Annotated in this window: 16 protein-coding genes; 8 read left to right on the top strand and 8 right to left on the bottom strand. The window is 72.6% G+C overall.

Annotated elements, in window-relative coordinates; translation table 11 throughout:
- Window positions 1–20 precede the first annotated feature (20 nt).
- Window positions 21–1,097, top strand: coding sequence for an NAD(P)H-dependent flavin oxidoreductase (locus ACI2L3_RS21345; protein ID WP_404754044.1), 1,077 nt, complete (start codon window positions 21–23; stop codon window positions 1,095–1,097).
- Here the strand turns inward: ACI2L3_RS21345 and ACI2L3_RS21340 are convergent.
- From ACI2L3_RS21340 to ACI2L3_RS21325, 4 genes are all read right to left on the bottom strand, one after another.
- The gene (locus ACI2L3_RS21340) at window positions 1,077–3,740 is read right to left on the bottom strand and encodes an ATP-binding protein (RefSeq protein ID WP_404753932.1); all 2,664 of its coding nucleotides are present in this window, start codon (window positions 3,738–3,740) and stop codon (window positions 1,077–1,079) included. The genes ACI2L3_RS21345 and ACI2L3_RS21340 overlap by 21 nt on opposite strands.
- A 131-nt stretch (window positions 3,741–3,871) precedes the next feature.
- On the bottom strand, window positions 3,872–5,029 hold the full coding sequence (locus ACI2L3_RS21335; RefSeq protein ID WP_404753931.1) for an acetyl-CoA C-acetyltransferase: 1,158 nt from the start codon (window positions 5,027–5,029) through the stop codon (window positions 3,872–3,874).
- 51 nt (window positions 5,030–5,080) lie between these two features.
- Window positions 5,081–5,671: a TetR/AcrR family transcriptional regulator gene (locus ACI2L3_RS21330; protein ID WP_404754043.1), complete on the bottom strand. Its 591-nt coding sequence runs from the start codon at window positions 5,669–5,671 to the stop codon at window positions 5,081–5,083.
- Between the two features lie 99 nt (window positions 5,672–5,770).
- Window positions 5,771–6,562 carry an SDR family oxidoreductase gene (locus ACI2L3_RS21325; protein WP_404753930.1) on the bottom strand — a complete coding sequence of 264 codons (792 nt, stop codon included), beginning with the start codon at window positions 6,560–6,562 and terminating at the stop codon, window positions 5,771–5,773.
- A 125-nt stretch (window positions 6,563–6,687) separates the two neighbouring features.
- On the opposite strand from ACI2L3_RS21325, the gene ACI2L3_RS21320 reads away from it, so the two are divergent.
- The 4 genes from ACI2L3_RS21320 to ACI2L3_RS21305 all read left to right on the top strand — a co-directional run bounded on the left by ACI2L3_RS21320 (window position 6,688) and on the right by ACI2L3_RS21305 (window position 11,179).
- A complete protein-coding gene (locus tag ACI2L3_RS21320; protein ID WP_404753929.1) occupies window positions 6,688–7,875 on the top strand; it encodes an acyl-CoA dehydrogenase family protein in 1,188 nt (395 codons plus the stop codon).
- On the top strand, window positions 7,875–8,861 hold the full coding sequence (locus tag ACI2L3_RS21315) for an acyl-CoA dehydrogenase family protein (RefSeq protein WP_404753928.1): 987 nt from the start codon (window positions 7,875–7,877) through the stop codon (window positions 8,859–8,861). Before ACI2L3_RS21320 ends, ACI2L3_RS21315 begins: the two co-directional genes overlap by 1 nt.
- Before the next feature lie 124 nt (window positions 8,862–8,985).
- Window positions 8,986–10,170 (top strand): anhydro-N-acetylmuramic acid kinase, encoded by a 1,185-nt coding sequence (locus ACI2L3_RS21310; protein ID WP_404753927.1) that lies wholly within the window; start codon window positions 8,986–8,988, stop codon window positions 10,168–10,170.
- Between the two features lie 64 nt (window positions 10,171–10,234).
- The gene (locus ACI2L3_RS21305) at window positions 10,235–11,179 is read left to right on the top strand and encodes a DUF2510 domain-containing protein (protein ID WP_404753926.1); all 945 of its coding nucleotides are present in this window, start codon (window positions 10,235–10,237) and stop codon (window positions 11,177–11,179) included.
- Between the two features lie 147 nt (window positions 11,180–11,326).
- On the opposite strand, the gene ACI2L3_RS21300 is transcribed toward ACI2L3_RS21305, so the two are convergent.
- The gene (locus ACI2L3_RS21300; RefSeq protein ID WP_404753925.1) at window positions 11,327–11,911 is read right to left on the bottom strand and encodes a TetR/AcrR family transcriptional regulator C-terminal ligand-binding domain-containing protein; all 585 of its coding nucleotides are present in this window, start codon (window positions 11,909–11,911) and stop codon (window positions 11,327–11,329) included.
- A gap of 159 nt (window positions 11,912–12,070) precedes the next feature.
- On the opposite strand from ACI2L3_RS21300, the gene ACI2L3_RS21295 reads away from it, so the two are divergent.
- Both ACI2L3_RS21295 and ACI2L3_RS21290 read left to right on the top strand, forming a co-directional pair.
- Window positions 12,071–12,907 carry a phosphatase PAP2 family protein gene (locus ACI2L3_RS21295; RefSeq protein ID WP_404753924.1) on the top strand — a complete coding sequence of 279 codons (837 nt, stop codon included), beginning with the start codon at window positions 12,071–12,073 and terminating at the stop codon, window positions 12,905–12,907.
- Window positions 12,904–13,815, top strand: a complete 912-nt coding sequence (locus ACI2L3_RS21290; RefSeq protein ID WP_404753923.1) for a DMT family transporter — start codon at window positions 12,904–12,906, stop codon at window positions 13,813–13,815. The genes ACI2L3_RS21295 and ACI2L3_RS21290 overlap by 4 nt, the downstream gene beginning before the upstream one ends.
- Window positions 13,816–13,983: 168 nt before the next feature.
- Here ACI2L3_RS21290 and ACI2L3_RS21285 read toward each other — a convergent pair whose 3' ends face one another.
- The 3 genes from ACI2L3_RS21285 to ACI2L3_RS21275 form a co-directional block, all read right to left on the bottom strand.
- The gene (locus tag ACI2L3_RS21285) at window positions 13,984–14,934 is read right to left on the bottom strand and encodes a phospholipid scramblase-related protein (RefSeq protein ID WP_404753922.1); all 951 of its coding nucleotides are present in this window, start codon (window positions 14,932–14,934) and stop codon (window positions 13,984–13,986) included.
- Window positions 14,935–15,035: 101 nt separating this feature from the next.
- Complete coding sequence (gene valS / locus ACI2L3_RS21280) at window positions 15,036–17,585, bottom strand: valine--tRNA ligase (protein WP_404753921.1); 2,550 nt, start codon at window positions 17,583–17,585, stop codon at window positions 15,036–15,038.
- 64 nt (window positions 17,586–17,649) lie between these two features.
- Window positions 17,650–19,707 (bottom strand): phosphocholine-specific phospholipase C, encoded by a 2,058-nt coding sequence (locus ACI2L3_RS21275; protein WP_404753920.1) that lies wholly within the window; start codon window positions 19,705–19,707, stop codon window positions 17,650–17,652.
- 239 nt (window positions 19,708–19,946) lie between these two features.
- Between ACI2L3_RS21275 and ACI2L3_RS21270 the strand changes: the two genes are divergently transcribed.
- Window positions 19,947–21,152 carry a serine hydrolase domain-containing protein gene (locus ACI2L3_RS21270; protein ID WP_404753919.1) on the top strand — a complete coding sequence of 402 codons (1,206 nt, stop codon included), beginning with the start codon at window positions 19,947–19,949 and terminating at the stop codon, window positions 21,150–21,152.
- The last annotated feature ends 19 nt before the right edge of the window (window positions 21,153–21,171 follow it).

The raw sequence follows: 21,171 nt of genomic DNA, 5'->3' as shown, positions 1-21,171 counted from the left end.
AACCGCTCGTGACACCCACCCTGAAGACGCCGCTGACCGAACTGGTGGGCGTCCGGCACCCGGTCGTCCAGACCGGTATGGGCTGGGTGGCGGGCCCCCGGCTGGTCTCCGCGACCGCGAACGCCGGGGCGCTCGGCATCCTGGCCTCCGCGACCATGACGGTCGAGCAGCTGCGGGCGGCCGTCCGCGAGGTCAAGTCCCGTACCGGCGCGCCCTTCGGGGTGAACCTGCGGGCGGACGCGGGGGACGCGCGGGACCGCGTGCGGATCATCATCGACGAAGGGGTGCGGGTCGCGTCCTTCGCGCTCGCGCCCTCCAAGGAGCTGATCGCGGAGCTCAAGGACGCCGGCGTGGTGGTCATGCCCACGGTCGGCGCGCGGCGGCACGCCGAGAAGGTCGCCGCCTGGGGCGCGGACGCGGTGCTCGTGCAGGGCGGCGAGGGCGGCGGCCACACCGGTGAGGTGGCCACCACGGTGCTGCTTCCGCAGGTCGTCGACGCGGTGGACGTTCCGGTGGTCGCGGCGGGCGGCTTCTACGACGGCCGCGGCCTGGTCGCCGCGCTCGCCTACGGCGCGGCGGGCGTGGCCATGGGCACCCGCTTCCTGCTCACCTCGGACTCGACGGTCCCGGACGCGGTCAAGGCCCGCTATCTGGCCGCCTCCGTCAAGGACGTCACGGTCACCACGCGCGTGGACGGCCTCCCGCACCGCATGCTGCGGACGGAGCTGGTGGCGTCCCTGGAGCGGTCCGGCAGGCTCGCCTCCCTCGTCCGGGCGGTCCGGCACGCAGCGGCGTTCCGGAAGGTCTCCGGCCTGGGGTGGACCCGGCTGGCCCGCGACGGCCTCGCGATGAGGCGCGGCAAGGACCTCACCTGGAGCCAGGTCCTCCTCGCCGCGAACACCCCCATGATGCTGAGGTCGGCGATGGTGGACGGCCGTCCGGAGCTGGGCGTGATGGCGTCGGGCCAGATAGCGGGCCTGATAGACGACCTGCCTTCGTGCGCGGAGCTCGTGGAGCGGCTGATGCGGGAGGCGGACGAGGTCATGGGTGAGCTGTCCGGTCGGTACGGACCGGCGTCACGCCCGTCCGGCGACTGAGGAGCGGGGTCCCAGGTGGTCCAGGGCCCGGTCGGCGAGACCGTCCGCACCGCAGGTCCGCGCCAGGGTCAGGCCACGCTCGAGCTCCGCCGCGGAACCGGCGGCGATCCCGTACTCGACGCGGGCGACCGCGTGTTCGTACGCGCAGGGTGACGCCTCCAGATAGCCGGCGGCCTGGCGGTACAGCGCGACGGCGCGCGGTCCCGTCTCCAGGAACGCCGCGCACCGCAGTGCCTCGCCGATCGCGGTGTCCGTGCCGAACCGCTCGGCCTGCATACGGGCGTCCGAGACGAGGTGCGCGGCCCGCTTGGGGTCCTCGTCGGCCAGGGCGCGGGCGAGGTCGTACGCCCACGGCGCGAGGACGGTGTTGTACTGGCCGCGCGCCGTCAGTGCCTTCGCCGTGGCCTCCAGCTCGTTGAGCCCCTCCTCCGTGCGGCCGAGGGCGAGCAGGAGGCGCCCGCGCACGGACGGAGCGTCGGGCACGTAGATGGTGGAGGCGGAGGGCGGCGCGAAGCCGTACCGGTCGGCGACCTCACCGGCCTCCTCGATGTGTCCGCGCGCCAGGAGCGTGTCGATGAGCATGCTGGCCGCCTCCCAGTGCATGGGCAGGCCCTGGCCGACGCGGTCGGCCAGGCGCAGGCTCTCGCGCAGCGAGCGCTCGGCGTCGGTCAGCCGTCCGCGCCTGCGGTACACGTAGCCGAGGAAGGCGTGGGCGAGGGCGAGGTGTCCGCCGCTCCAGCCCGCGGTCTCGTAGGCGCGCACGGCCTCGGTGAACAGGCTCTCCGCGCGGTCGAGGCGGTCCGAGAAGGCGTACGACCCGCCGAGCATCAGGCGGAGCTCGAAACTCCACTCCGTGTCGGTCCAGCCGAGTCCTGGCGCCAGGCGGCCGTTGACGAGGGCGCGGTCGCAGAGCTCGACGACCAGTTCCGCGCTCTCGCCGCGGGTCATGGCGTCGAAGGCGCGCAGGATCAGCAGGGCGCGCTCGGAGTTGTCGCGGCCTGCGAGGGGTCCGGCGAGGGCGGCGAGCCGCCGCGACCGTCCCGGCGAGTCCTGCTCGCCCGCGTGGATGCCCTCCCACATGTAGTGCACGGCTTGCAGGCGCAGCCTCGCGGGACCCTCTTCGAGCCTGCTCGCCTCCTCGGCGATGGCCCGCAGGCCTTCCTCCAGTTGGTCGTTGTGGACGAAGGCCTGGGAGAGGCGGCAGACCGCGTCGACGCGCAGCTCCCGGTCGAGGCCGCGCATCGAGAGGGCTTCGCGCAGATGACGGATGGTGGTGGCAGGCGAGGTGAGCATGGTGGCGCAGCCGAGTTCGTAGAGCACGCGCGCGTGGATCTCGGGCAGGGGCGGCTCCTGGAGGGCGCGCTCCAGGCAGCGGCGGGCCGCGTCGGGCGCACCGACGGCGAGGTGTTCGGCTGCGGCCTCGCGCAGCTGCTCGACGAGCTCCGGATCGTCGTCCGGGTGCACTTCCAGGAGGTGCCGGGAGGCGGCAGCGGCGCCACGCCCCGAGAGGGTGACGATGCCGGCGGCCACGCCGTGCATCGCGGTGCGGGTGGCCGCCGGGATGGAGCGGTAGACCGTGCTGGCGATCAGCGGGTGGACGAACTCCAGGCCCTCGTCGCCCTCGGCCAGGATGCGCGCCGTGCAGAGCCGCTCCGCGCAGCGTTCGGCGTTGTCGGGCATCATTCCGGCGAGCTGGGCGGCCAGGTCGAGGGAGATGGCGCTGCCGAGGATGGCGGCGGCCCAGGCGAAGCGGGTGGCGTCGGTGCCGAGTGCTTCGAGGCGGGCGACGAGGCCGCGGCCGCGGGCGGTGCGGTTGAGGGCGCGCAGTTCGTCGGCGGAGCTCTCCACCGGTTCGAGCTCGCTGTCCTGCACCTTGGCGAGGAGTTCGACGGATTCGTACGGGTTGCCGCCGGTGACCGCCCAGACCTCGCGGCAGAACGGGGCGTCGGCGTGCTCGCCGAGCGTCGCGCGGGTCAGGCCGGCCGCGGCGTCCGGTGTGAGGGCGCGCAGGGTGCTGAAGGAGCGGGCCTGGGCGGCGACCGTCGCCAGGTGGCGGGCGCTGTCGCCGGTGGCCTCGCCGGGCCTGCGGGCGACCACGACGAGGACGGGCAGTTCCTCCAGGCGCTGGGCGAACGTGGCGAGCCAGTGCAGGGTCTCCTGGTCGGCCCAGTGTGCGTCGTCGATGAGGAGGACGAGGGGCCAGTGCAGTCGGGAGAGCCGGGAGACCGCTTCGACGAGGCCGTCGCAGACGCCCTGCGGGTCGGCCTGGGGCCCGCCGGGCTCGGCTATGCCGAGTGCGGGTCCCGCGATGTCGAAGCAGTCGCCGAAGTACTCGCGGGCCTCGTCGGGGGTGAGCTGGACGAGTGCGGGCTGCAGCAGTTGCCGTACGACGTTGAAGGGGACGGAGGTGACGGTCTCGCCGCCGCGTGCGGACCAGACCGTGGCCCGGCCCTCCGCCATGCGGCGCACTTCGGCGAGGAGCGCCGTCTTGCCGATGCCCGCCTCTCCGCTGAAGGCCAGCAGGCCGCCCGTGGTCGTCGAGTCGGCACAGAGCTCGTCCACGGCCTGGGCCACCGCGGCGAGTTCGGCGTCGCGCTCCCACAGCGGGGCCCAGGCGGCTCCTCCGGGCCGTCCCTGCGTCATCGCGCTACCTCCCGGGGTCGCTCAATCGACGTACAGAAGTCGAGACTAGCCGGGTCGGGGCCGCTGTGGAGCGCGGTCGGCGCAGGTACTCCCGCAAGGAGTGAGGAATCCGAGGACAGCCCCGACAGCCCTCAGAGGCGTTCGACGATGGTCACGTTGGCCTGGCCGCCGCCCTCGCACATCGTCTGGAGGCCGAACCGGCCGCCGGTGCGCTCCAGTTCGTGCAGGAGGGTCGTCATCAGTTTGACGCCGGTCGCGCCGAGGGGGTGGCCGAGGGCGATCGCGCCGCCGTTCACGTTGACCTTCTCGGGGTCGGCGCCGGTCTCCTTCAGCCAGGCGAGGACGACGGGCGCGAACGCCTCGTTGATCTCGACGAGGTCGATGTCGCCGATGCTCATGCCGGTCTTCTTGAGGGCGTGCGCGGTGGCGGGGATGGGTGCGGAGAGCATCCGGATGGGGTCCTCTCCGCGCACGGAGAGGTGGTGGACGCGGGCGCGGGGCGTCAACCCGTGGTCCCTGACGGCCTGTTCGCTCGCGAGGAGCATCGTGGCCGCGCCGTCGGACACCTGTGAGGAGCAGGCGGCGGTGATCGTGCCGCCGTCGAGGACGGGTTCGAGGCCGGCCATCTTCTCCAGGGTCGTGTCGCGCCGCGGGCCCTCGTCGGTGGTGACGTCTCCGTAGGCGACGAGTTCGCGGTCGAAGCGGCCCTCGTCGATGGCGCGGACCGCCCGCCGGTGCGAGCGGAGCGCGAACTCCTCCATGTCGCGGCGGGATATTCCCCACTTCTCGGCGATCAGCTGGGCGCCGTGGAACTGGTTCACGGGCCGGTCCCCGTAGCGGGCGCGCCAGCCTTCGCTGCCCGCGTACGGGCCTTCGGTGAGGCCGAGGGGCTCGGCGGCCTGCCGGGAGGCGAAGGCGATGGGGATCATCGACATGTTCTGTGTGCCGCCCGCGACGACGAGGTCCTGGGTGCCGGACAGGATGCCCTGGGCCGCGAAGTGCACGGCCTGCTGGGACGATCCGCACTGCCGGTCGACGGTCACGCCGGGCACTTCTTCGGGGAGTCCGGCCGCCAGCCAGCTGGTGCGGGCGATGTCGCCGGCCTGGGGTCCTACCGTGTCCAGGCAGCCGAGGACGACGTCCTCGACGGCGGCGGGGTCGATGCCGGTGCGTTCGACGAGCGCCTTGAGGACGTGGGCGCCCAGGTCGGCCGGGTGGACACCGGAGAGCCCTCCCTTGCGCCTGCCGACGGGGGTGCGGACCGCTTCAACGATGTAGGCCTCGGCCATGACTGCGTGCTCCTCGGTCGTGGGGCGCGACGCCGGGTGACGGCGCTCCGGTTACGTACTTCGTACGGAGATGCCGTCCAGGACCATCGACAGGTACTGGCGGGCGATCTCCTCGGGGCTGTGGCCGCCGCCGGGGCGGTACCAGGACGCGGCGACCCAGACGGTGTCGCGCACGAAGCGGTAGGCGAGCCGGATGTCCAGGTCGGCGCGGAAGACGCCTTCCGCGACGCCGCGCTCCAGGGTCGTGAGCCAGGCCTTCTCGAAGCGCTGCTGCGAGTCCGACAGGTACTGGAAGCGCTGCTGTGCGACCAGGTGCCTGGACTCCTTCTGGTAGATCGCGACGGCGGCGCGGTGCCGGTCGATCTCCCGGAACGACTCGGTGACGAGGGCTTCGAGGGTGGCGCGGGGGTCGAGCTGGGCCTGAAGCACGGAGTCGTACCCGTCCCACAGTTCGGTGAGGAAGGTGCGGAGGATCTCTTCGAGCATCGACTCCTTGGAGTCGAAGTGGTAATAGAGGCTGCCGGCGAGCATGCCGGCGGCGTCGGCGATCTTGCGGACCGTCGTCGCGTTGTACCCCTGCTCGGCGAAGACGTCGGCGGCGATGCCGAGGAGTTCGCGGCGACGCTCGGGCGAGGGGCTCACCTGGGGCTTCTTCTTGCCCGCACCCTGTTTGCCGCCGGTGTGCTGGTTCGGTTCGTCACTGGTGGGCTGCTTCTGTTTCGACACACGGTCATTCTCCGCCTAGGCGTGCTGACTGCTGACCGAGACCGTCTCCCCCGTCATGTACGAGGAGTAGCCGCTGGCCAGGAAGACGATGACGTTGGCTATCTCCCACGGCTGCGCGTACCGCCCGAACGCCTCGCGTGCGGTGAGCTCTTCGAGGAGCTCGGGGGAGGTGACCTTGGCGAGGTGGGGGTGCATGGCGAGGCTCGGCGAGACCGCGTTGACGCGGATGCCGTGGGGCGCGGCTTCGAGGGCGGCGCACCGGGTGAGGGCCATGACGCCGGCCTTCGCCGCGGCGTAGTGTGCCTGGCCGGTCTGGGCGCGCCAGCCGAGCACGGAGGCGTTGTTCACGATGACGCCGCCCCGGCCGGCGGCCCGCAGGCGGCGCAGGGCGGCGCGGGTGGAGCGGAAGGTGCCGTTCAGCGTGACGTCGATGACCTTGTCCCACTGCTCGTCGGTCATCTCGGTGAGCTCGGCGGTGCCGCCGAGCCCGGCGTTGTTCACGACGATGTCGAGGTGGCCGTGGCGGCGCTCCGCCAGGTCGAACAGCGCTTGGACCTGCGCCTCGTCGGTGACGTCGCACGGGATGCCGTCGACCCGGCCGTCGCCGAACTCCTCGGTGAGCGCCGCCACCGACTCCTTGGTGCGGCGCCGGTGGGCGTCTCCTATGACGATGCGCGCGCCCTCCTCCAGGAAGCGGCGTGCGGTGGCGCCGCCGATGCCGGCTCCGGCGGCCGCCGTGATCACGGCGGTGCGTCCCGCGAGCAGGGCGTGCGCGGGCTCATAGGCGGGTGGGGCGGGCACGTTCATGGGCTCCCCGATTCCGGATCAGGCCTGGGTCCCGGCTCTCGACTCCTCGACTCTCCTCACGGTAATCTACCAAACACTTGTTAGGGAATACTGTTGCCGGGGAACACCGGAGGGGTGGGCCACTGATGGACCTCGACTTCACCGCCGGGGAAGAGGAGTTCAGGCGGCGGGCGCGCGACTGGCTCACCGCGCACGTACCGGCCGCGCCCCTGCCCTCGCTGGAGACCGAGGAGGGTTTCGCGGCCCACCGGGAGTGGGAGCGCACGCTCGCCGCCGGCCGCTGGTCGGCGGTGTCCTGGCCCGAGGAGTACGGCGGACAGGGCGTCGACATCGTCAAGTGGCTGGTGTTCGAGGAGGAGTACTACGCGGCGGGGGCACCGGGCCGCGTCTCGCAGAACGGCATCAGTCTCCTCGCGCCCACCCTCTTCGACTTCGGCACCGAGGAGCAGCGCGCGCGGGTGCTGCCTCCCATGGCGGCCGGCGAGGTGATCTGGGCGCAGGCCTGGTCCGAGCCGGAGTCGGGCTCCGACCTGGCGTCGCTGCGCTCCACCGCCCGCCGCACCGACGGCGGCTGGCTGATCAGCGGGCAGAAGACGTGGTCGTCGCGGGCGGCGTTCGCCGACCGCGCCTTCGGCCTGTTCCGCAGTGAGCCGTACGAGGACCACAAGGAGAGGCCGCACCGGGGCCTGACGTATCTGATGTTCCCGCTCGACGCGGCCGGGGTGACGGTCCGTCCCATCGGCCGTCTGGACGGCAAGCCCGCCTTCGCCGAGCTCTTCCTGGACGACGTGTTCGTGCCCGACGAGGACGTCATCGGCGAGCCCGGCCAGGGCTGGCGGATCGCCATGTCGGCCACGGGCGACGAACGCGGCCTGACGCTGCGCTCCCCCGGCCGCTTCCTCGCCGCCGCGGACCGGCTGGCGCGGCAGTGGCGGGAGTGCGCGGACCCGGCCGACACGGCGCTGCGCGACCGGGTCGCCGACGCCGTCATCGGGGCGCGTGCCTACGAGTTGTTCACCTGGGCCGGCGCCTCGCGGTGCGCGGCCGGGGGGACGATCGGCGCCGAGTCCAGTCTCAACAAGGTCTTCTGGTCGGAGTACGACATCGCGCTGCACGAGACGGCGCTCGACCTGCTCGGCCCGGACGGCGAACTGTCCGACGGCGAACTGTCCGACGGCGGCCCGCCGGGCGGCTCCGGCTGGGCCGAGGGCTACGTCTTCTCGCTCGCGGGACCCATCTACGCCGGGACGAACGAGATCCAGCGCGACATCATCGCCGAGCGTCTGCTCGGTCTGCCGAAGGGACGCCGCTGATGAGGTTCCTCCTCGACGACGAGCAGCGGGAGTTCGCCCGCTCCCTGGACGCGATGCTGTCGGCGGCCGGCACGGTGGCGGCCACGCGCGCGTGGGGCCTCGGTGACCCCACGCGCGGGCGGGCGGTGTGGGCGCGGCTCGCGGACGCGGGGGTCTTCGCGCTGCCGGTTCCCGCTGAGTACGAAGGCGTGGGGCCGCTGCGGGTCGAAACGGCCGTCGCCTTCGTGGAGCTGGGGCGGCACGCCGTGCCGGGACCGGCCGTCGAAACGGTGGCGGCGGCCGTACTCCTGGCCCATCTCGCCGAGGAGGGTGAGCGGGAACCGGCCAAACGGTTCCTGCCCTCCCTGGCCTCCGGAGCGGCGAGCGCGACGCTGACGCTGCCGGACGGCGGACCGCTCGCCCTGGACGCCGACGCGGCGGACCTGATCCTCACCGTGACGGACGGCGAGCTGCGGCTGGCGCCCGGGCACGCGCGCGTGCGCCGCTCCCTGGACCCCGCGCGGCGCCTCGCCGCACCGCTGCCCGGCGGCGAGCTGCTCGCCGCGGGCCACGCCGTGACGGCGGCGGCGCGGCGGGCGTCCGACTGGGCGGCGCTCGCCACGGCGGCGCAGTCCCTCGGCGTCGGTCTCGCGCTGCTCGACAGGACCGTGGCGTACGTGAAGCAGCGCGCCCAGTTCGGGGCGCCGATCGGGACGTTCCAGGCCGTCAAGCACCGGCTCGCGGACGTGCTGCTGCGCCTGGAGTTCGCGCGGCCGCTGGTGTTCGGCGCCGCGACGACCATGGCGCCGGCGGATGTCGCCGCCGCCAAGGTGACGGCGGGCGAGGCCGCGTACGGCGCGGCCCGTGCCGCGCTCCAGCTGCACGGGGCGATCGGGTACACGGCGGAGTTCGACCTGTCCCTGTGGCTCACCAAGGCGCGGGCGCTGCGCGGGGCCTGGGGTGGTCCGGAGGTATGGCGGGGACGGGTCCTGGACGCCCGCGGGTGACATGGCCGCACGGCGCCGGAAGACGGCTGCACCGCGTGCCGCATTCCCGGAACAGGGGCCGTCCGAGGCCCGCGGGATGCGATGATCAAGGGCATTGGTGAGCCGACCGAGAAGGAGGCCCCACGTGCGCGTGATCGGGCTGATGTCAGGGACCTCTTACGACGCGATCGACGCGGCGGCCGCCGATCTGACCCTCGACGGCGACCGTCTGACGCTCACCCCCCTCGGGCTGATCAGCCGCGGCTACGACGCGGGCCTTCGCGCCCGGCTCGCGGCCGCGCTGCCGCCCGCCGCCACCACGCTCGCCGAGGTCTGCCGCCTGGACACCGGCATCGGGCGGGCCTTCGCGGCCGCCGCGGTCGAGGCGGACCGCGAGCTGTGCGACGGCCGGGCCGAGCTGGTCGCCTCGCACGGGCAGACCGTCTACCACTGGGTGGCGGACGGGCAGGTGCACGGCACGCTGCAGATCGGGCAGCCCGCCTGGATCGCCGAGGCGACCGGCCTGCCGGTGGTCGCCGACTTCCGCCCCCGGGACATCGCGGCGGGCGGCCAGGGCGCGCCGCTGGTCAGCCTGGTGGACCGGATGTGGCTGCGCGGCAGGCCGGGCAGTCCGGCCGCGCTGAACCTGGGCGGCATCGCCAACATCACCGCGGCCGACGGCACCGCCTTCGACACCGGTCCGGCCAACGCCCTGATCGACGCCGCGGTGCGCGAGGCGACGGGCGGCGCGCTCGCCTACGACCTGGACGGCGAGCTGGCCGCCCGCGGCACGGTCGACGAGGGCCTCCTCACCCGCCTCCTCGCCGAGCCGTACTACGCGCGCCCGGCGCCGAAGACGACGGGCAAGGAACTCTTCCATCTGCCCTATCTGCGTACGGCGTTGGAGGGGTACGAGAAGCTGTCCGCCGAGGACGTCGTCGCCACGCTCACCCGCCTCACCGCCCGCACGGTCGCCGACGCCGTCCGCTCGGTGCGCGCCTCCGAGGCGATCGTCTCGGGGGGCGGCACGCGCAATCCGGCGCTGATGGCCGCGCTGCGGGCGGAGTTGGGCGAGGCGGTTCCCGTGCGCACCTCCGACGAGCTCGGGCTGCCCTCCGCGGCGAAGGAGGCGTACGCCTTCGCGGTGCTCGGCTTCCTGACCCTGCACGGGCTGCCCGGCACCGTCCCCGAGAGCACCGGGGCGCGGCACGCGAGCGTGCTGGGTTCGGTCACGCCGGGACGCCGGGGGGTGCCGTGGCCCCGGACGGTGGAGGGGACCGCGGGGCCCGAGCGTCTCCTGGTCAACGGCCATGGGAGCGGGGGCCGGTAGAAAGGGCCGATTCTTGGAGGCCCCTCTCATCCGCCTTTCACGCGGGGCTCATACGCTGACGGTCATGACCCAGATGACTCCCCCAGGCTGGTACCCCGACCCCGGCCAGACCGCCGGCGGTCCTCCCACCGAGCGCTGGTGGGACGGGAACGTGTGGACGGACCAGGTGCGGGCCGCCGCCGGTACCGCGGCGTACCCGACTCAGGCGGCCTTCCCCGCCTACCCCGGCGAGGCGCCCGCCCCGCGCCGCACACTGCGCATGGCGATAGCCGCGGGCGTGGTGCTCGTCGTGCTCGCCGGGATAGGCGGCGGCGTGTACGCCCTGACCTCGGACGACGACGGGGACGGCGCCGACACCGTGGGCAAGGAGCCCTCGGCCGACGCCCCGCAGGAGCCGGGGGCGCCCGAGTCGCCCCGGGCGCCCCGCTCGCCGGGCACGCCCGAGGAGCAGCCCCCGGGACAGGAGGCCGGCTTCGCCAGCGACGTGGTGAACGGCATCAAGATCCCCGTGCCGGACGGCTGGAAGGGAAGCGCCACGCAGTACGGCGCCGGGGTGCAGACGGACCCGATCCCCTGTCCCGGGAACCCGGAGGAGCCGTGCACCCGGGGCAGCGCCTACTCGCTCTCCGCCGAGCAGCTGAAGCTCGACGCCAAGACGCCCGAGGCGGCCGCCAAGGAGGACATCGCGAAGAACGCGAAGGAAGGGTACGGCGGCAAGACCTACGGCAAGATCACCTCGCACAAGGTGCTGGCCTCCGAGCCGATCACCGTGGCGGGCCAGAAGGGCTACTACGTCCGCTGGAAGGCCGTGACGCAGAAGAGCGACGACGGCTACGTCGAGTCGCTCGCCTTCCCGTCCCCCGCCGACAAGTCGAAGCTCGTCGTCGTCCGCATGGGCATCGACGTCAACGACAAGGCCCCCTCGCCCTCCCACATGGACAAGATCGCCAAGGGGATCAAGGCGGGCCCGGTCGGCGACAGCGCCGGCGGGTCCGGCCAGGACGTGTAGCGGTACCAGGACGCACAACGGGGCCGGACGGGGTTCCTCGCCGCTCAGGAGGAAACCCGTCCGGCCCGGGGGTGCGCGCCGCCCCCGTCCCCACGGTGCGGCGCGGGCAGGCCCGGGTCCCGTCATCCGACAGACCCGGGCCCACGATCAGGTGAGGCCGAGCGCGGGGAGCACGCAGGCCTCCACGAAGCGGGTCACATACTCCTCGTCGGCGTACGCGCCCTCCAGGATCGGCCTGGCCCGCAGCACGCCGAACAGCTGCACGGAGAGGAACTCCACCGCCGGGTGTCCCGCGGCGATCTCGCCGCGCTCGACACCGCGCTCGATGATCGCGGCCATCGCCCTGAGCTCCGGCTCGACCAGCGTCTCGCGCAGCACCCGCTGCAGGTCCTCGTCCTGAAGGACCGCGTGGCTGAGCGCCTGGACCAGCATCGTGTCGCGCCCCGACTGCTCACCGGCGGCCTTGGCCGCCTCCCGCAGGTCCCCGGCGAGGCTGCCGGTGTCGATGCCGGCGAACCGCACACAGCGATTGGCGCGCAGCGCGGCGGCCACGAACTGGGGCTTGGTCTTCCACTGACGGTAGAGCGTCGACTTGCTGCACCGGGTGCGGGCGGCCACGCCCTCCATGGTCAGCGCCTCGTAGCCGCACTCGCGGAGCTGGTCGAGGACGGCGTCGTAGAACTCCTGCTCACGCTCGGGCGTGATCTTCGAGCGGCTCGACGTCGACGTCATGGCTCTTCCCCTCGGTACGGCGGCCGACCGGCTCGATCGGCACCTTTCGAAACGCGAGTGTACCGGTACGCCTCCGTATCGGTACACTGGCGTATCGATGAGTGGGGCGATCCTCCGCTCAGACCGCACTACCCAGTCATCACGCAAAGGGGCCGGGGGATGGAATCCCGAACCGAGCCTGCCGAACGGGAGCCGGACATAACCGTCCGGGAGCCGGGCGCGACCGCCGTCCGGAAGCCGGACACATCTGCCCGACCGCCCCTCGTCCGCGAGCTCCTCCTCGTCGTAGGACTTTTCCTCGTCTACAAATTCGGCAGGCAGCTCGCCAACGGTCACACCGGCGAGGCCTTCCTCAACGCGCACCGCGTCTGGGACGCCGAGCGCTCGCTGCACCTGCCCGGCGAGGGCACCGTGCAGGACGCCCTGCTCAGCAGCGAGTCGCTGATCCACATCGCGAACACGTACTACGCGACCGTGCACTTCCCGGCGACGCTGCTGTTCCTGGTCTGGCTGTACTGGCGCCGCCCCCGGCACTACGTGTGGACGCGGCGGGTGCTCGCCGCGCTGACCGCGGCCGCGCTCGTGCTGCACCTCGGTTTCCCGCTCGCGCCGCCGCGCATGCTGGACGCCGCGCACCTCGTCGACACGGCGCAGGTCTACGGTCCTTCGGTGTACGCCGCCAAGCCCGCGACCGACACCATGGCGAACCAGTTCGCCGCCATGCCCTCGCTCCACTTCGGCTGGGCGCTGATGCTCGCCGTCGGCCTGATCGCCGCCACCTCCTCGCGGTGGCGCTGGCTCTGGCTGCTGCACCCGCTGGTGACGCTGCTCGTGGTGGTCGGCACCGCCAACCACTACTGGCTCGACGCGCTCGCGGCCACCGCGCTGCTCGGCATCGCGCTCGCGGTGATCCGGCTGCCGCAGCCGGGACGCTCGCTGGTCGTGCGCCGCTCGGCGCCCGTACGGGAACTGATCACCACAGGGGCCGGCCGATGAACGCCACGCTGCTCGCCGTCGCGCTCTCCCTCGTCTCCGCCGCCGCGTACGCCGCCGCGGCGGTCGCCCAGGAGCGGCTCGCCTCGCGGGTCCGCGAGGGCGAGAGCGGGGTCCTGCGGATGCTCGGCAACGGCACCTGGTGGTCCTCCGTCGGGCTCAACGCGTCCGCCGCGCTGCTGCACGTGGCGGCCCTCAAGTACGGCCCGCTCACCCTCGTCCAGCCGCTCGGCGCCCTCACCCTGGTCGCCGCGGTGCCGCTGGGCGCGCGGCTCGCGGGCCGCCGGGTCACTCGCCTCGAGTGGCGCGGCACCGGGCTCACGCTCATCGGTCTGGGCACGCTGCTCCTGACCGCGTCGGGACCGGCGCCGGACGACACGCTCACCGTGCCGGAGGCGCTGGTCGTGTCCGCCGCGACGATGGCGGTCATCGGGCTCCTGTCCCGGCCCGGCACCCGGCCCGGCCTGCGGCACGCGACCGCGTCCGGCTTCGCCTCCGGGGTCGCCTCGGCGCTCACGCAGACCGTGACGGTCGCGGTCACGGACCGGTCGGGTCCGTTGCTCAGCCCGCAGGTGGTCGTCGTGGCGGTGCTGGTCGCGGCGTTCGCCGCCGGCGGGCTGCTGCTCTCCCAGACCGCCTACCGCGGTGGCCTCGGCGCGCCGCTCGCCGTGGTGACGCTCGCCAACCCCGTCGCCGCGTCGGTCATCGGCGTCGCGCTGCTCGGCGAGCGCCTTCAGGGCGGGGCCGGCGGGATCCTTCTCGCGGTGGCGGGGGCGGGGGTGGCGGCGTACGGGGTGCTGGTGCTCACCCGCTCGCCGCGTGTCGCGACGGGCGGGCCCGTGCCGGAGCCGCTGCCCTCGATTCCGGCTCAGCCGGTGGAGCGTGCGGGGCTGCGGTTGTCGCGGTCCTGACCTCGCGCCCTACTCGTACGGCTACGGCGTCGGCGGCACCCTGTCCCTCCGGGGGGTGCTGCCGACGCCGTCGTTTGGCTGCGGGCTGGGTGTGGCTGGTCGCGCAGTTCCCCGCGCCCCTGGGAAGCCGTCGCTCGGTCGGACGCCACGCGCCCTGACAGGGCTCGGTTATCCGAAGCCGCGGGCGTCCTGCTTGAGGGCCGTGTCGACGGTGAGGGCCGTTGCCACGACGAGGCTCAGGAGCGGCTCGGGGAGTTGGTAGTGGATCTGGAGGACGTAGTTGTCCGCGGTCGTGAACATCGTCTTGGCGAGGCCTTCCCAGGTCTTCGTGATCCGGGCGACCTCGTTGTCGGCGTGGTCGACGATCGAGAAGTTCCAGGCGCGCCAGTTCTCCGCCTTGATCGCGCCGACCTGCTGGCCGTTCACCATCATCGCGAAGTTGATCTTGCCGATCATGTTCTGCTGGACGATCTCGCCGACCTGCTGGCCATCCGCGCGCTCGACGATCACCCGCGACTTCATGAACTTGCGGGGGCGGGTCAGCATCATCTGCGGCTGACCGTACGCGTCACGGATCTCGAGCTTGTGCGTCATGAACTGGTCGACGCTCGCCACGAAGCGCGCGACCTTCTTCAGCGCGCTCTGGCCGACCTGGACGACCGAGCCGAGCGTGTTGCCCGACTGGTCCATGACGCTGTACTCGTTCGTCAGCTCGATGAGCTTGGCCTTCTGGTTCACGACCAGGACCGGCTCCGTGAACAGCGTGCCGCCGCCCTGCGCGGACGGCGCGACGCCGGCCTGCTGCTGCACCTGGCGCTGCACCTTGGCCGGGTCGGCCATCGGCGGAGCCTGCGGGTGCGCCTGCGGCTGGCCGAACTGGCCCTGCGGCGCCTGCGCCTGCGCCTGGGGCTGGCCGAACTGCCCCTGCGCGGGCTGGGCCTGCACCGGCTGCGGCTGCGCTTGCTGCGGGACCTGCTGGGCCTGCGCCTCGGCGGCCTGGGCCTGCTGGGCCGGGCTGGTGTGGTCCGTCCACTGGGAGCCGTCCCACCAGCGGAGCAGCTGGGGCGCGCCGTGAGGGTCCGGGTACCAGCCTGCAGGAGTGTTCGAATGCGTTGTCACCCGGGTGACCCTACCCCCCGGGTATGGGCCGTCCGCCAGTCCCTTGCGGGGGTGTGACGTCCGACTCACCCGGCTCCCCACCTGGCAGGGCATGGGCGCTGTCAGAACGCGACCTCGACCCGCAGCGTGTCCCCGCCCTCCCGCAGCTCGACCGCCGAGACACGCCCCGCCGCCCGCACGTCGCCCTCCGCCGCCGCGAAGCGGTCGAGGATCGCGCGCGGTGCCGTGACCGTGACCTGCGCGACGTCCGCCCGCATCGACAGCTTCGCCCGCGACTTGGCCCCGCGGATCGCCGCGATGGCCTCCGACGCCGTGCCGAGGACCGCCGCCTCGCCCGCGTGCTCGCGCAGCTCCGACGCGCTCGGCCAGTGCGCACGATGGACCGAGCCCGTCCGCCACCAGGACCAGACCTCCTCCGTGACGAAGGGCAGGACCGGCGCGAAGAGCCGCAGCAGGACGTCGAGCGCCGTCCGCAGCGCCGCACGCGCGGAGTCCGACGCGGCCGCGTCGCCGTGGTCGCCGTACGCGCGGGCCTTGACCAGCTCCACGTAGTCGTCGCAGAAGCGCCAGAAGAGCTGTTCCGTGCGTTCCAGGGCGCGGGCGTAGTCGAAGGCGTCGAAGGCCGCGGTGGCGTCGTCGACGGTCGCGGCGAGTTCGGCGAGCAGCGCCCGGTCGAGCGGCTCGGTGACGGCGGCCTCCGCGGGGACGTCGTCGAGGGTCAGGACGAACTTGCCGACGTTCAGGAGCTTCGTCGCGAGGCGGCGGCCGATCTTCATCTGGCCGACGTCGAACGCCGTGTCCGTGCCGGGGCGGCCGCTCGCCGCCCAGTAGCGGACCGCGTCCGCCCCGTGCAGGACGAGCAGGTGGTCCGGGGTGACCGCGTTGCCCTTGGACTTCGCCATCTTCTTGCGGTCGGGGTCGAGGATCCAGCCGGAGATCGCCGCGTGGCGCCAGGGCAGCGCGTCGTGTTCGGTGTGGGAGCGCACGACCGTGGCGAACAGCCAGGTGCGGATGATCTCGTGGGCCTGCGGGCGCAGGTCCATCGGGAAGACCCGCGCGAACAGGTCCGGGTCCGTCAGCCACCCGCCCGCGATCTGCGGGGTGAGGGACGACGTCGCCCAGGTGTCCATGACGTCCGGGTCGCCGGTGAAGCCGTGCGGCGCGCCGCGCTGCGCCGGCTCGTAGCCGGGCGGGGTCTCCGCACCCGGGTCGACGGGCAGGGCGGAGGGGTCGGGGACGATCGGGTGGTCGTGGTCGGGCCGGCCGGAGCCGTCCAGCGGGTACCAGACGGGGATCGGGACGCCGAAGAACCGCTGGCGGCTGATGAGCCAGTCGCCGTTGAGTCCGCCGACCCAGTTCTCGTAGCGGATCCGCATGTGCGGCGGGTGCCAGGCCAGTTCGGTGCCGCGGGCAAGGAGCCGGTCGCGGAGCGCGGTGTCCCGGCCGCCGTTGCGGACGTACCACTGGCGGGTCGTGACGATCTCCAGGGGCTTGTCGCCCTTCTCGAAGAACTTCACCGGGTGGGTGACGGGGCGCGGCTCGCCCCGGAGGTCGCCGCTCTCGCGCAGCATCCCGACGACGCGCTCGCGTGCCGTGTGCGCGGTGGCGCCGGCCAGCCTCGCGTACGCCGCGACGGCCGCCGGTGCCTCGACACCGCTCGGCGCCTCGGTCCGGAAGCGGCCGTCCCAGCCGATCACCGGGCGGGTGGCGAGCCGCAGTTCGCGCCACCAGGTGACGTCCGTGGTGTCGCCGAACGTGCAGACCATCGCGGCGCCCGTGCCTTTCTCGGGGGCGGCGAGACGGTGGGCGACGACGGGGACCTCGACGTCGAAGAGCGGGGTGCGGACGGTCGTGCCGAACAGGTCGCGGTAGCGGTCGTCGTCGGGGTGCGCGACGAGGGCGACACAGGCGGGGAGGAGTTCGGGGCGGGTCGTCTCGATCTCGACGGGGCGGCCGTCGGTGCCGTGGAAGGCGATCCTGTGGTAGGCGGCGGGGCGTTCACGGTCCTCAAGTTCCGCCTGCGCGACCGCTGTTCGGAACGTGACATCCCAGAGCGTGGGCGCCTCCGCGACGTACGCCTCGCCGCGCGCGAGGTTGTTGAGGAACGCGAGCTGCGAGGCGGCGCGGGCGTCGGCGCCGATGGTGCGGTAGGTGCGGGACCAGTCGACGGAGAGGCCGAGGCGCCGCCACAGGTTCTCGAAGGCCTGCTCGTCCTCGGCGGTGAGCAGCTCGCACAGCTCGATGAAGTTGCGGCGGGATATGGGGAGTTGGTGCTTGCCGGGCTTCTCGGGCGGGGCGAATTCCGGGTCGTACGGCAGGGCGGGGTCGCAGCGGACGCCGAAGTGGTTCTGGACGCGCCGCTCGGTCGGCAGGCCGTTGTCGTCCCATCCCATGGGATAGAAGACTTCCTTGCCGCGCATGCGCTGGTAGCGGGCGACGGCGTCGGTGTGGGTGTACGAGAAGACGTGGCCGACGTGGAGCGAGCCGCTGACCGTGGGCGGCGGGGTGTCGATGGAGAAGATCTCGTCGCGCGTCTTCGAGCGGTCGAAGGCGAATACGCCCGACTCGTCCCATCGCCGAGACCACTTCTCTTCGAGCCCGTCGAGGACGGGCTTCTCGGGGACGCCTGCACGGCGATGGGTGATTGCCATGCCGCTGGATGCTATCCAGACGCGCCTGGTGCAGGCGTCCCCTTTTTTCGGCTCGTGCCGGGCGTCAGGCGGTGATGATCGCCGGGTCGCTGACGCCCGCCGCGCCGGTCTCCACGTGCCCGGCGAGGCGCCGCAGGAATCCGGCGTCGGTGTCGGACTTCACCGTCAGGTCGTACCAGCGCTTGCTCGCCCGCAGGTCGACGGTGTGCTGCACGGAGCTGCCTGCCTTGACCTTGAAGGTCTGGCCCGCGCCGCCGTAGGCGTTGGTCACCGTGAGGTTCACGTCGGCGCTGCCCGCGTTCTTCAGGGTCAGCTTGATGTTGCCCGTGGTGCTGTCGTGGCGGGCGACGACCTCGGGGCCTGCCTTCTTGCCGGGGCCCTTGAAGGTGCGCAGGAAGCCGTTGGGGCCGAAGACGGAGAGGTCGTAGACGTCCTTGGAGTACTTGGAGTTCCAGGTGTCGGAGACGGACTTGCCGGCCTCCGTCGTGTACGTCCAGGGGCCGTCGGTGCGGTTCGCGGAGCGGACGTGGAAGCAGACGCCGGCCTTGGCGCCGCCGCTGAACGTGAGCGTGAACTTCCCGGCCACCGGGTCCGCGGCGCCATCCACCAGCGGGACGTACGGCAGTGCGCGGGCGGGCCGGGAGCCGCGCTCCTGCTTGGGCAGGGCCGGGTTCGTGGGCGCCTTGGGCACGTAGTCGGGGTGGCGCTTGTTGTCCGGCGGCTCGTAGGCGGCGGTGTCGGGGAGCTCCGCCGGGTCGGTGTCCTTGCCGCTGAAGTCGAAGGCGGAGGTCAGGTCGCCGCAGATCGCGCGGCGCCACGGCGAGATGTTGGGCTCCTTGACGCCGAACCGCTTCTCCATGAACCGGATGATCGACGTGTGGTCGAAGACCTCGGAGTTCACGAAGCCGCCGGTGCTCCACGGCGAGACGACGATCATCGGGACGCGCTGGCCGAGGCCGTAGTGCCCGGCCGCGTAGGAGGCGTTGCCGGGGAAGTAGTCGAGCGTCGTGTCGACGGTGGACTTGCCCTGGTTGGCGTCCTTGGGCACGTACGGCGGGACGATGTGGTCGAAGTAGCCGTCGTTCTCGTCGTAGGTGATGAACAGGGCCGTCTTCGCCCACACCTCGGGGTTGGAGGTGAGCGCGTCCAGGACCTGCGCGATGTACCAGGCGCCGAAGTTCACCGGCCAGTTGGGGTGCTCGGTGAAGGCCTCCGGGCAGGCGATGTAGGAGACCTGCGGCAGCTTGTCGGCCTTCACGTCGGCCGTGAGGATGTCGAAGAAACCGTCGCCCGCCTTGGCGTTGGTGCCGGTGCGGGCCTTGTCGTAGAGCGGGTCGCCGGGCTTGGCGTTGCGGAACTTGTTGAAGTAGAGGAGCGAGTTGTCGCCGTAGTTGCCGCGGTAGGCGTCGTCGATCCAGCCCCAGTGGCCCGCCGCGTCCAGGCCGTCGCCGATGTCCTGGTAGACCTTCCAGCTCACGCCCGCCTGCTCCAGGCGCTCGGCGTACGTCGTCCAGTCGTAGCCCAGTTCCTGGTTGCCGAGGACCGGCCCGCCGCCCTTGCCGTCGTTGCCGACGTGGCCCGTGAGCATGTAGTAGCGGTTGGGGTCCGTGGCCCCTATGAAAGAGCAGTGGTAGTCGTCACAGACCGTGAAGGCGTCGGCGAGCGCGTAGTGGAACGGGATGTCGTTCCGCTCCAGGTAGGCCATCGACCGCTCGGACTTCGCGGGAATCCACTGGTCGTACGCGCCGTTGTTGAACGCCTTGTGGCCGCCCGCCCAGTCGTGGTCGAGGCCGGCGATGAACTGCATGCCGAGGTTCTCGGCGTCCGGGTGGAAGGGCAGTACTTCCTTGCCGCCGCCGCGCTGGTGCCAGACGGGCTTACCGCTGGGCAGGGTCACCGGGCGCGGGTCGCCGAAGCCGCGTACGCCCTTCATCGTCCCGAAGTAGTGGTCGAAGGAACGGTTCTCCTGCATCAGTACGACGACGTGCTCGACGTCCTTGATGGTGCCGGTGGCGCGGGCGGCCGGCAGCGACGCGGCGCGGGCGATGCTCTGATTGAGCATGGCGAACGTCGCGGTGCCGCCGGCCAGCTGCATGAAGCGGCGCCGATTGAGTTCAGGCATGAATATTCCGACCTCGTGTTTTGTGGGGGACGTGAGCGGGGTGAAGTGTGCCAAGGGGAGCAGGCGATACGGAAGGGCCTGTGACGGGCGTGTGAAGAGAAGTCCAACCTCTGGGGGGCAGGACACAAGCGCCGGTCATCCCGGGTGAAAGCCCCCCATTCGGCGCAGACATTTCTTCACTCCTCGTCCACACCGCCCGGCTCCTTGCGGAGGTAGGTGCCGTAGGCAACCATGAGGTCATGGTTCTCAGCGTGCACGGCACCTGCGCCCCCGGCTTCGAACGCGTGCGGGAGGAGTTCGAGCGGAACTTCACCGAGCGCGACGACCTCGGCGCCTCCGTCGCGGCCACGGTCGGCGGCGAGCTCGTCGTCGACCTGTGGGGCGGCGACGCGGACCGGACGGGCACCCGCCCCTGGGAGCGGGACACGCTCGTCAACGTCTACTCCACGACCAAGGGGATGACGGCTCTCTGCGCCCATCTCCTCGCGGACCGGGGCGAGTTGGACCTGGAGGCGCCGGTCGCGCGGTACTGGCCGGAGTTCGCGCAGGCGGGCAAGGGCGACATCCCGGTGCGCTGGCTCCTGAGCCACCGCGCCGGCCTCATCGCGCCGGCCGAGCCGCTGGCGCCGGGCGCGGCCTACGACTGGGAGAAGGTGACGGACGCGCTGGCGGCGACGCGGCCGTGGTGGCGGCCGGGCACCGCCCAGGGCTATCACGCGGTGACGTTCGGTTTCCTCGTCGGCGAGGTGGTGCGGCGCGTCACGGGTGTCTCGCTCGGCACGTTCCTGCGCGCCGAGGTGACCGGGCCGCTGGGCGCCGACGTCCACGTGGGGACGCCGGAGAGCGAGCACGGGCGGTGCGCGGACATGGCGCCGGCCGTCCGCGCCGCCGACAAGCCGTCGTCCACCGCCTTCGGCGAGGCGCCGCAGCCCCCGGTGAGCGGGCTGACGGGCCACCCCATGGCGCCCATCACGCTGGCCCTGCACTATGTGCCGATCGGCGACGTGAACTCCGCGGCCTACCGCACCGCGGAGATCCCGGCGACCAACGGCCACGCCACCGCGCGCGGCCTCGCCACCGTCTACGGGGAGTTGGCGAACGGCAAGCTCCTCTCCGCCGGCGCCCTGGAGCGGCTGCGCACGCGGCAGAGCGAGGGAGACGAGCCGGACCTCGTGCTGCGGGCGGCCACCCCGCTCGCCGAGACGTGGCCGTGGGGCCTCGGCTACATGCTCAACCAGTTCGGGCAGGCGGGCCCCAACCCGCGGGCGTTCGGGCACGGCGGCATGGGCGGCTCGTACGCCTTCGCCGACCCGGAGAACGGCGTCTCGTACGCGTACACCATGAACCGCATGGGCGCGGGGACTTCCGGCGAGGACCTGCGCAGCATCCATCTGGTCGGCGCGTTGTACGAAGGGCTGACCGGACTCGGGGCCGTGGGGCTGTGACCCGGCGACGGCGGGGGTG

Origin of the sequence: Streptomyces sp. NPDC029674 (genome assembly GCF_044903205.1) — a bacterium.
GTDB lineage: Bacteria > Actinomycetota > Actinomycetes > Streptomycetales > Streptomycetaceae > Streptomyces.
Note: the sequence above shows the minus strand (reverse complement) of the source record. Positions and strands in the feature narration are given on the sequence as shown.

What these genes read in the sequence shown, in the direction of transcription:
- ACI2L3_RS21320 (WP_404753929.1), top strand. Translation starts at nt 6,688, where the DNA reads ATGGACCTCGACTTCACCGCCGGGGAAGAGGAGTTCAGGCGGCGGGCG.
- ACI2L3_RS21335 (WP_404753931.1), bottom strand. Translation starts at nt 5,029, where the DNA reads ATGGCCGAGGCCTACATCGTTGAAGCGGTCCGCACCCCCGTCGGCAGG.
- ACI2L3_RS21340 (WP_404753932.1), bottom strand. Translation starts at nt 3,740, where the DNA reads ATGACGCAGGGACGGCCCGGAGGAGCCGCCTGGGCCCCGCTGTGGGAG.
- ACI2L3_RS21290 (WP_404753923.1), top strand. Translation starts at nt 12,904, where the DNA reads ATGAACGCCACGCTGCTCGCCGTCGCGCTCTCCCTCGTCTCCGCCGCC.
- ACI2L3_RS21270 (WP_404753919.1), top strand. Translation starts at nt 19,947, where the DNA reads ATGGTTCTCAGCGTGCACGGCACCTGCGCCCCCGGCTTCGAACGCGTG.
- ACI2L3_RS21295 (WP_404753924.1), top strand. Translation starts at nt 12,071, where the DNA reads ATGGAATCCCGAACCGAGCCTGCCGAACGGGAGCCGGACATAACCGTC.
- ACI2L3_RS21275 (WP_404753920.1), bottom strand. Translation starts at nt 19,707, where the DNA reads ATGCCTGAACTCAATCGGCGCCGCTTCATGCAGCTGGCCGGCGGCACC.
- ACI2L3_RS21300 (WP_404753925.1), bottom strand. Translation starts at nt 11,911, where the DNA reads ATGACGTCGACGTCGAGCCGCTCGAAGATCACGCCCGAGCGTGAGCAG.
- ACI2L3_RS21305 (WP_404753926.1), top strand. Translation starts at nt 10,235, where the DNA reads ATGACCCAGATGACTCCCCCAGGCTGGTACCCCGACCCCGGCCAGACC.
- valS (WP_404753921.1), bottom strand. Translation starts at nt 17,585, where the DNA reads ATGGCAATCACCCATCGCCGTGCAGGCGTCCCCGAGAAGCCCGTCCTC.
- ACI2L3_RS21325 (WP_404753930.1), bottom strand. Translation starts at nt 6,562, where the DNA reads ATGAACGTGCCCGCCCCACCCGCCTATGAGCCCGCGCACGCCCTGCTC.
- ACI2L3_RS21315 (WP_404753928.1), top strand. Translation starts at nt 7,875, where the DNA reads ATGAGGTTCCTCCTCGACGACGAGCAGCGGGAGTTCGCCCGCTCCCTG.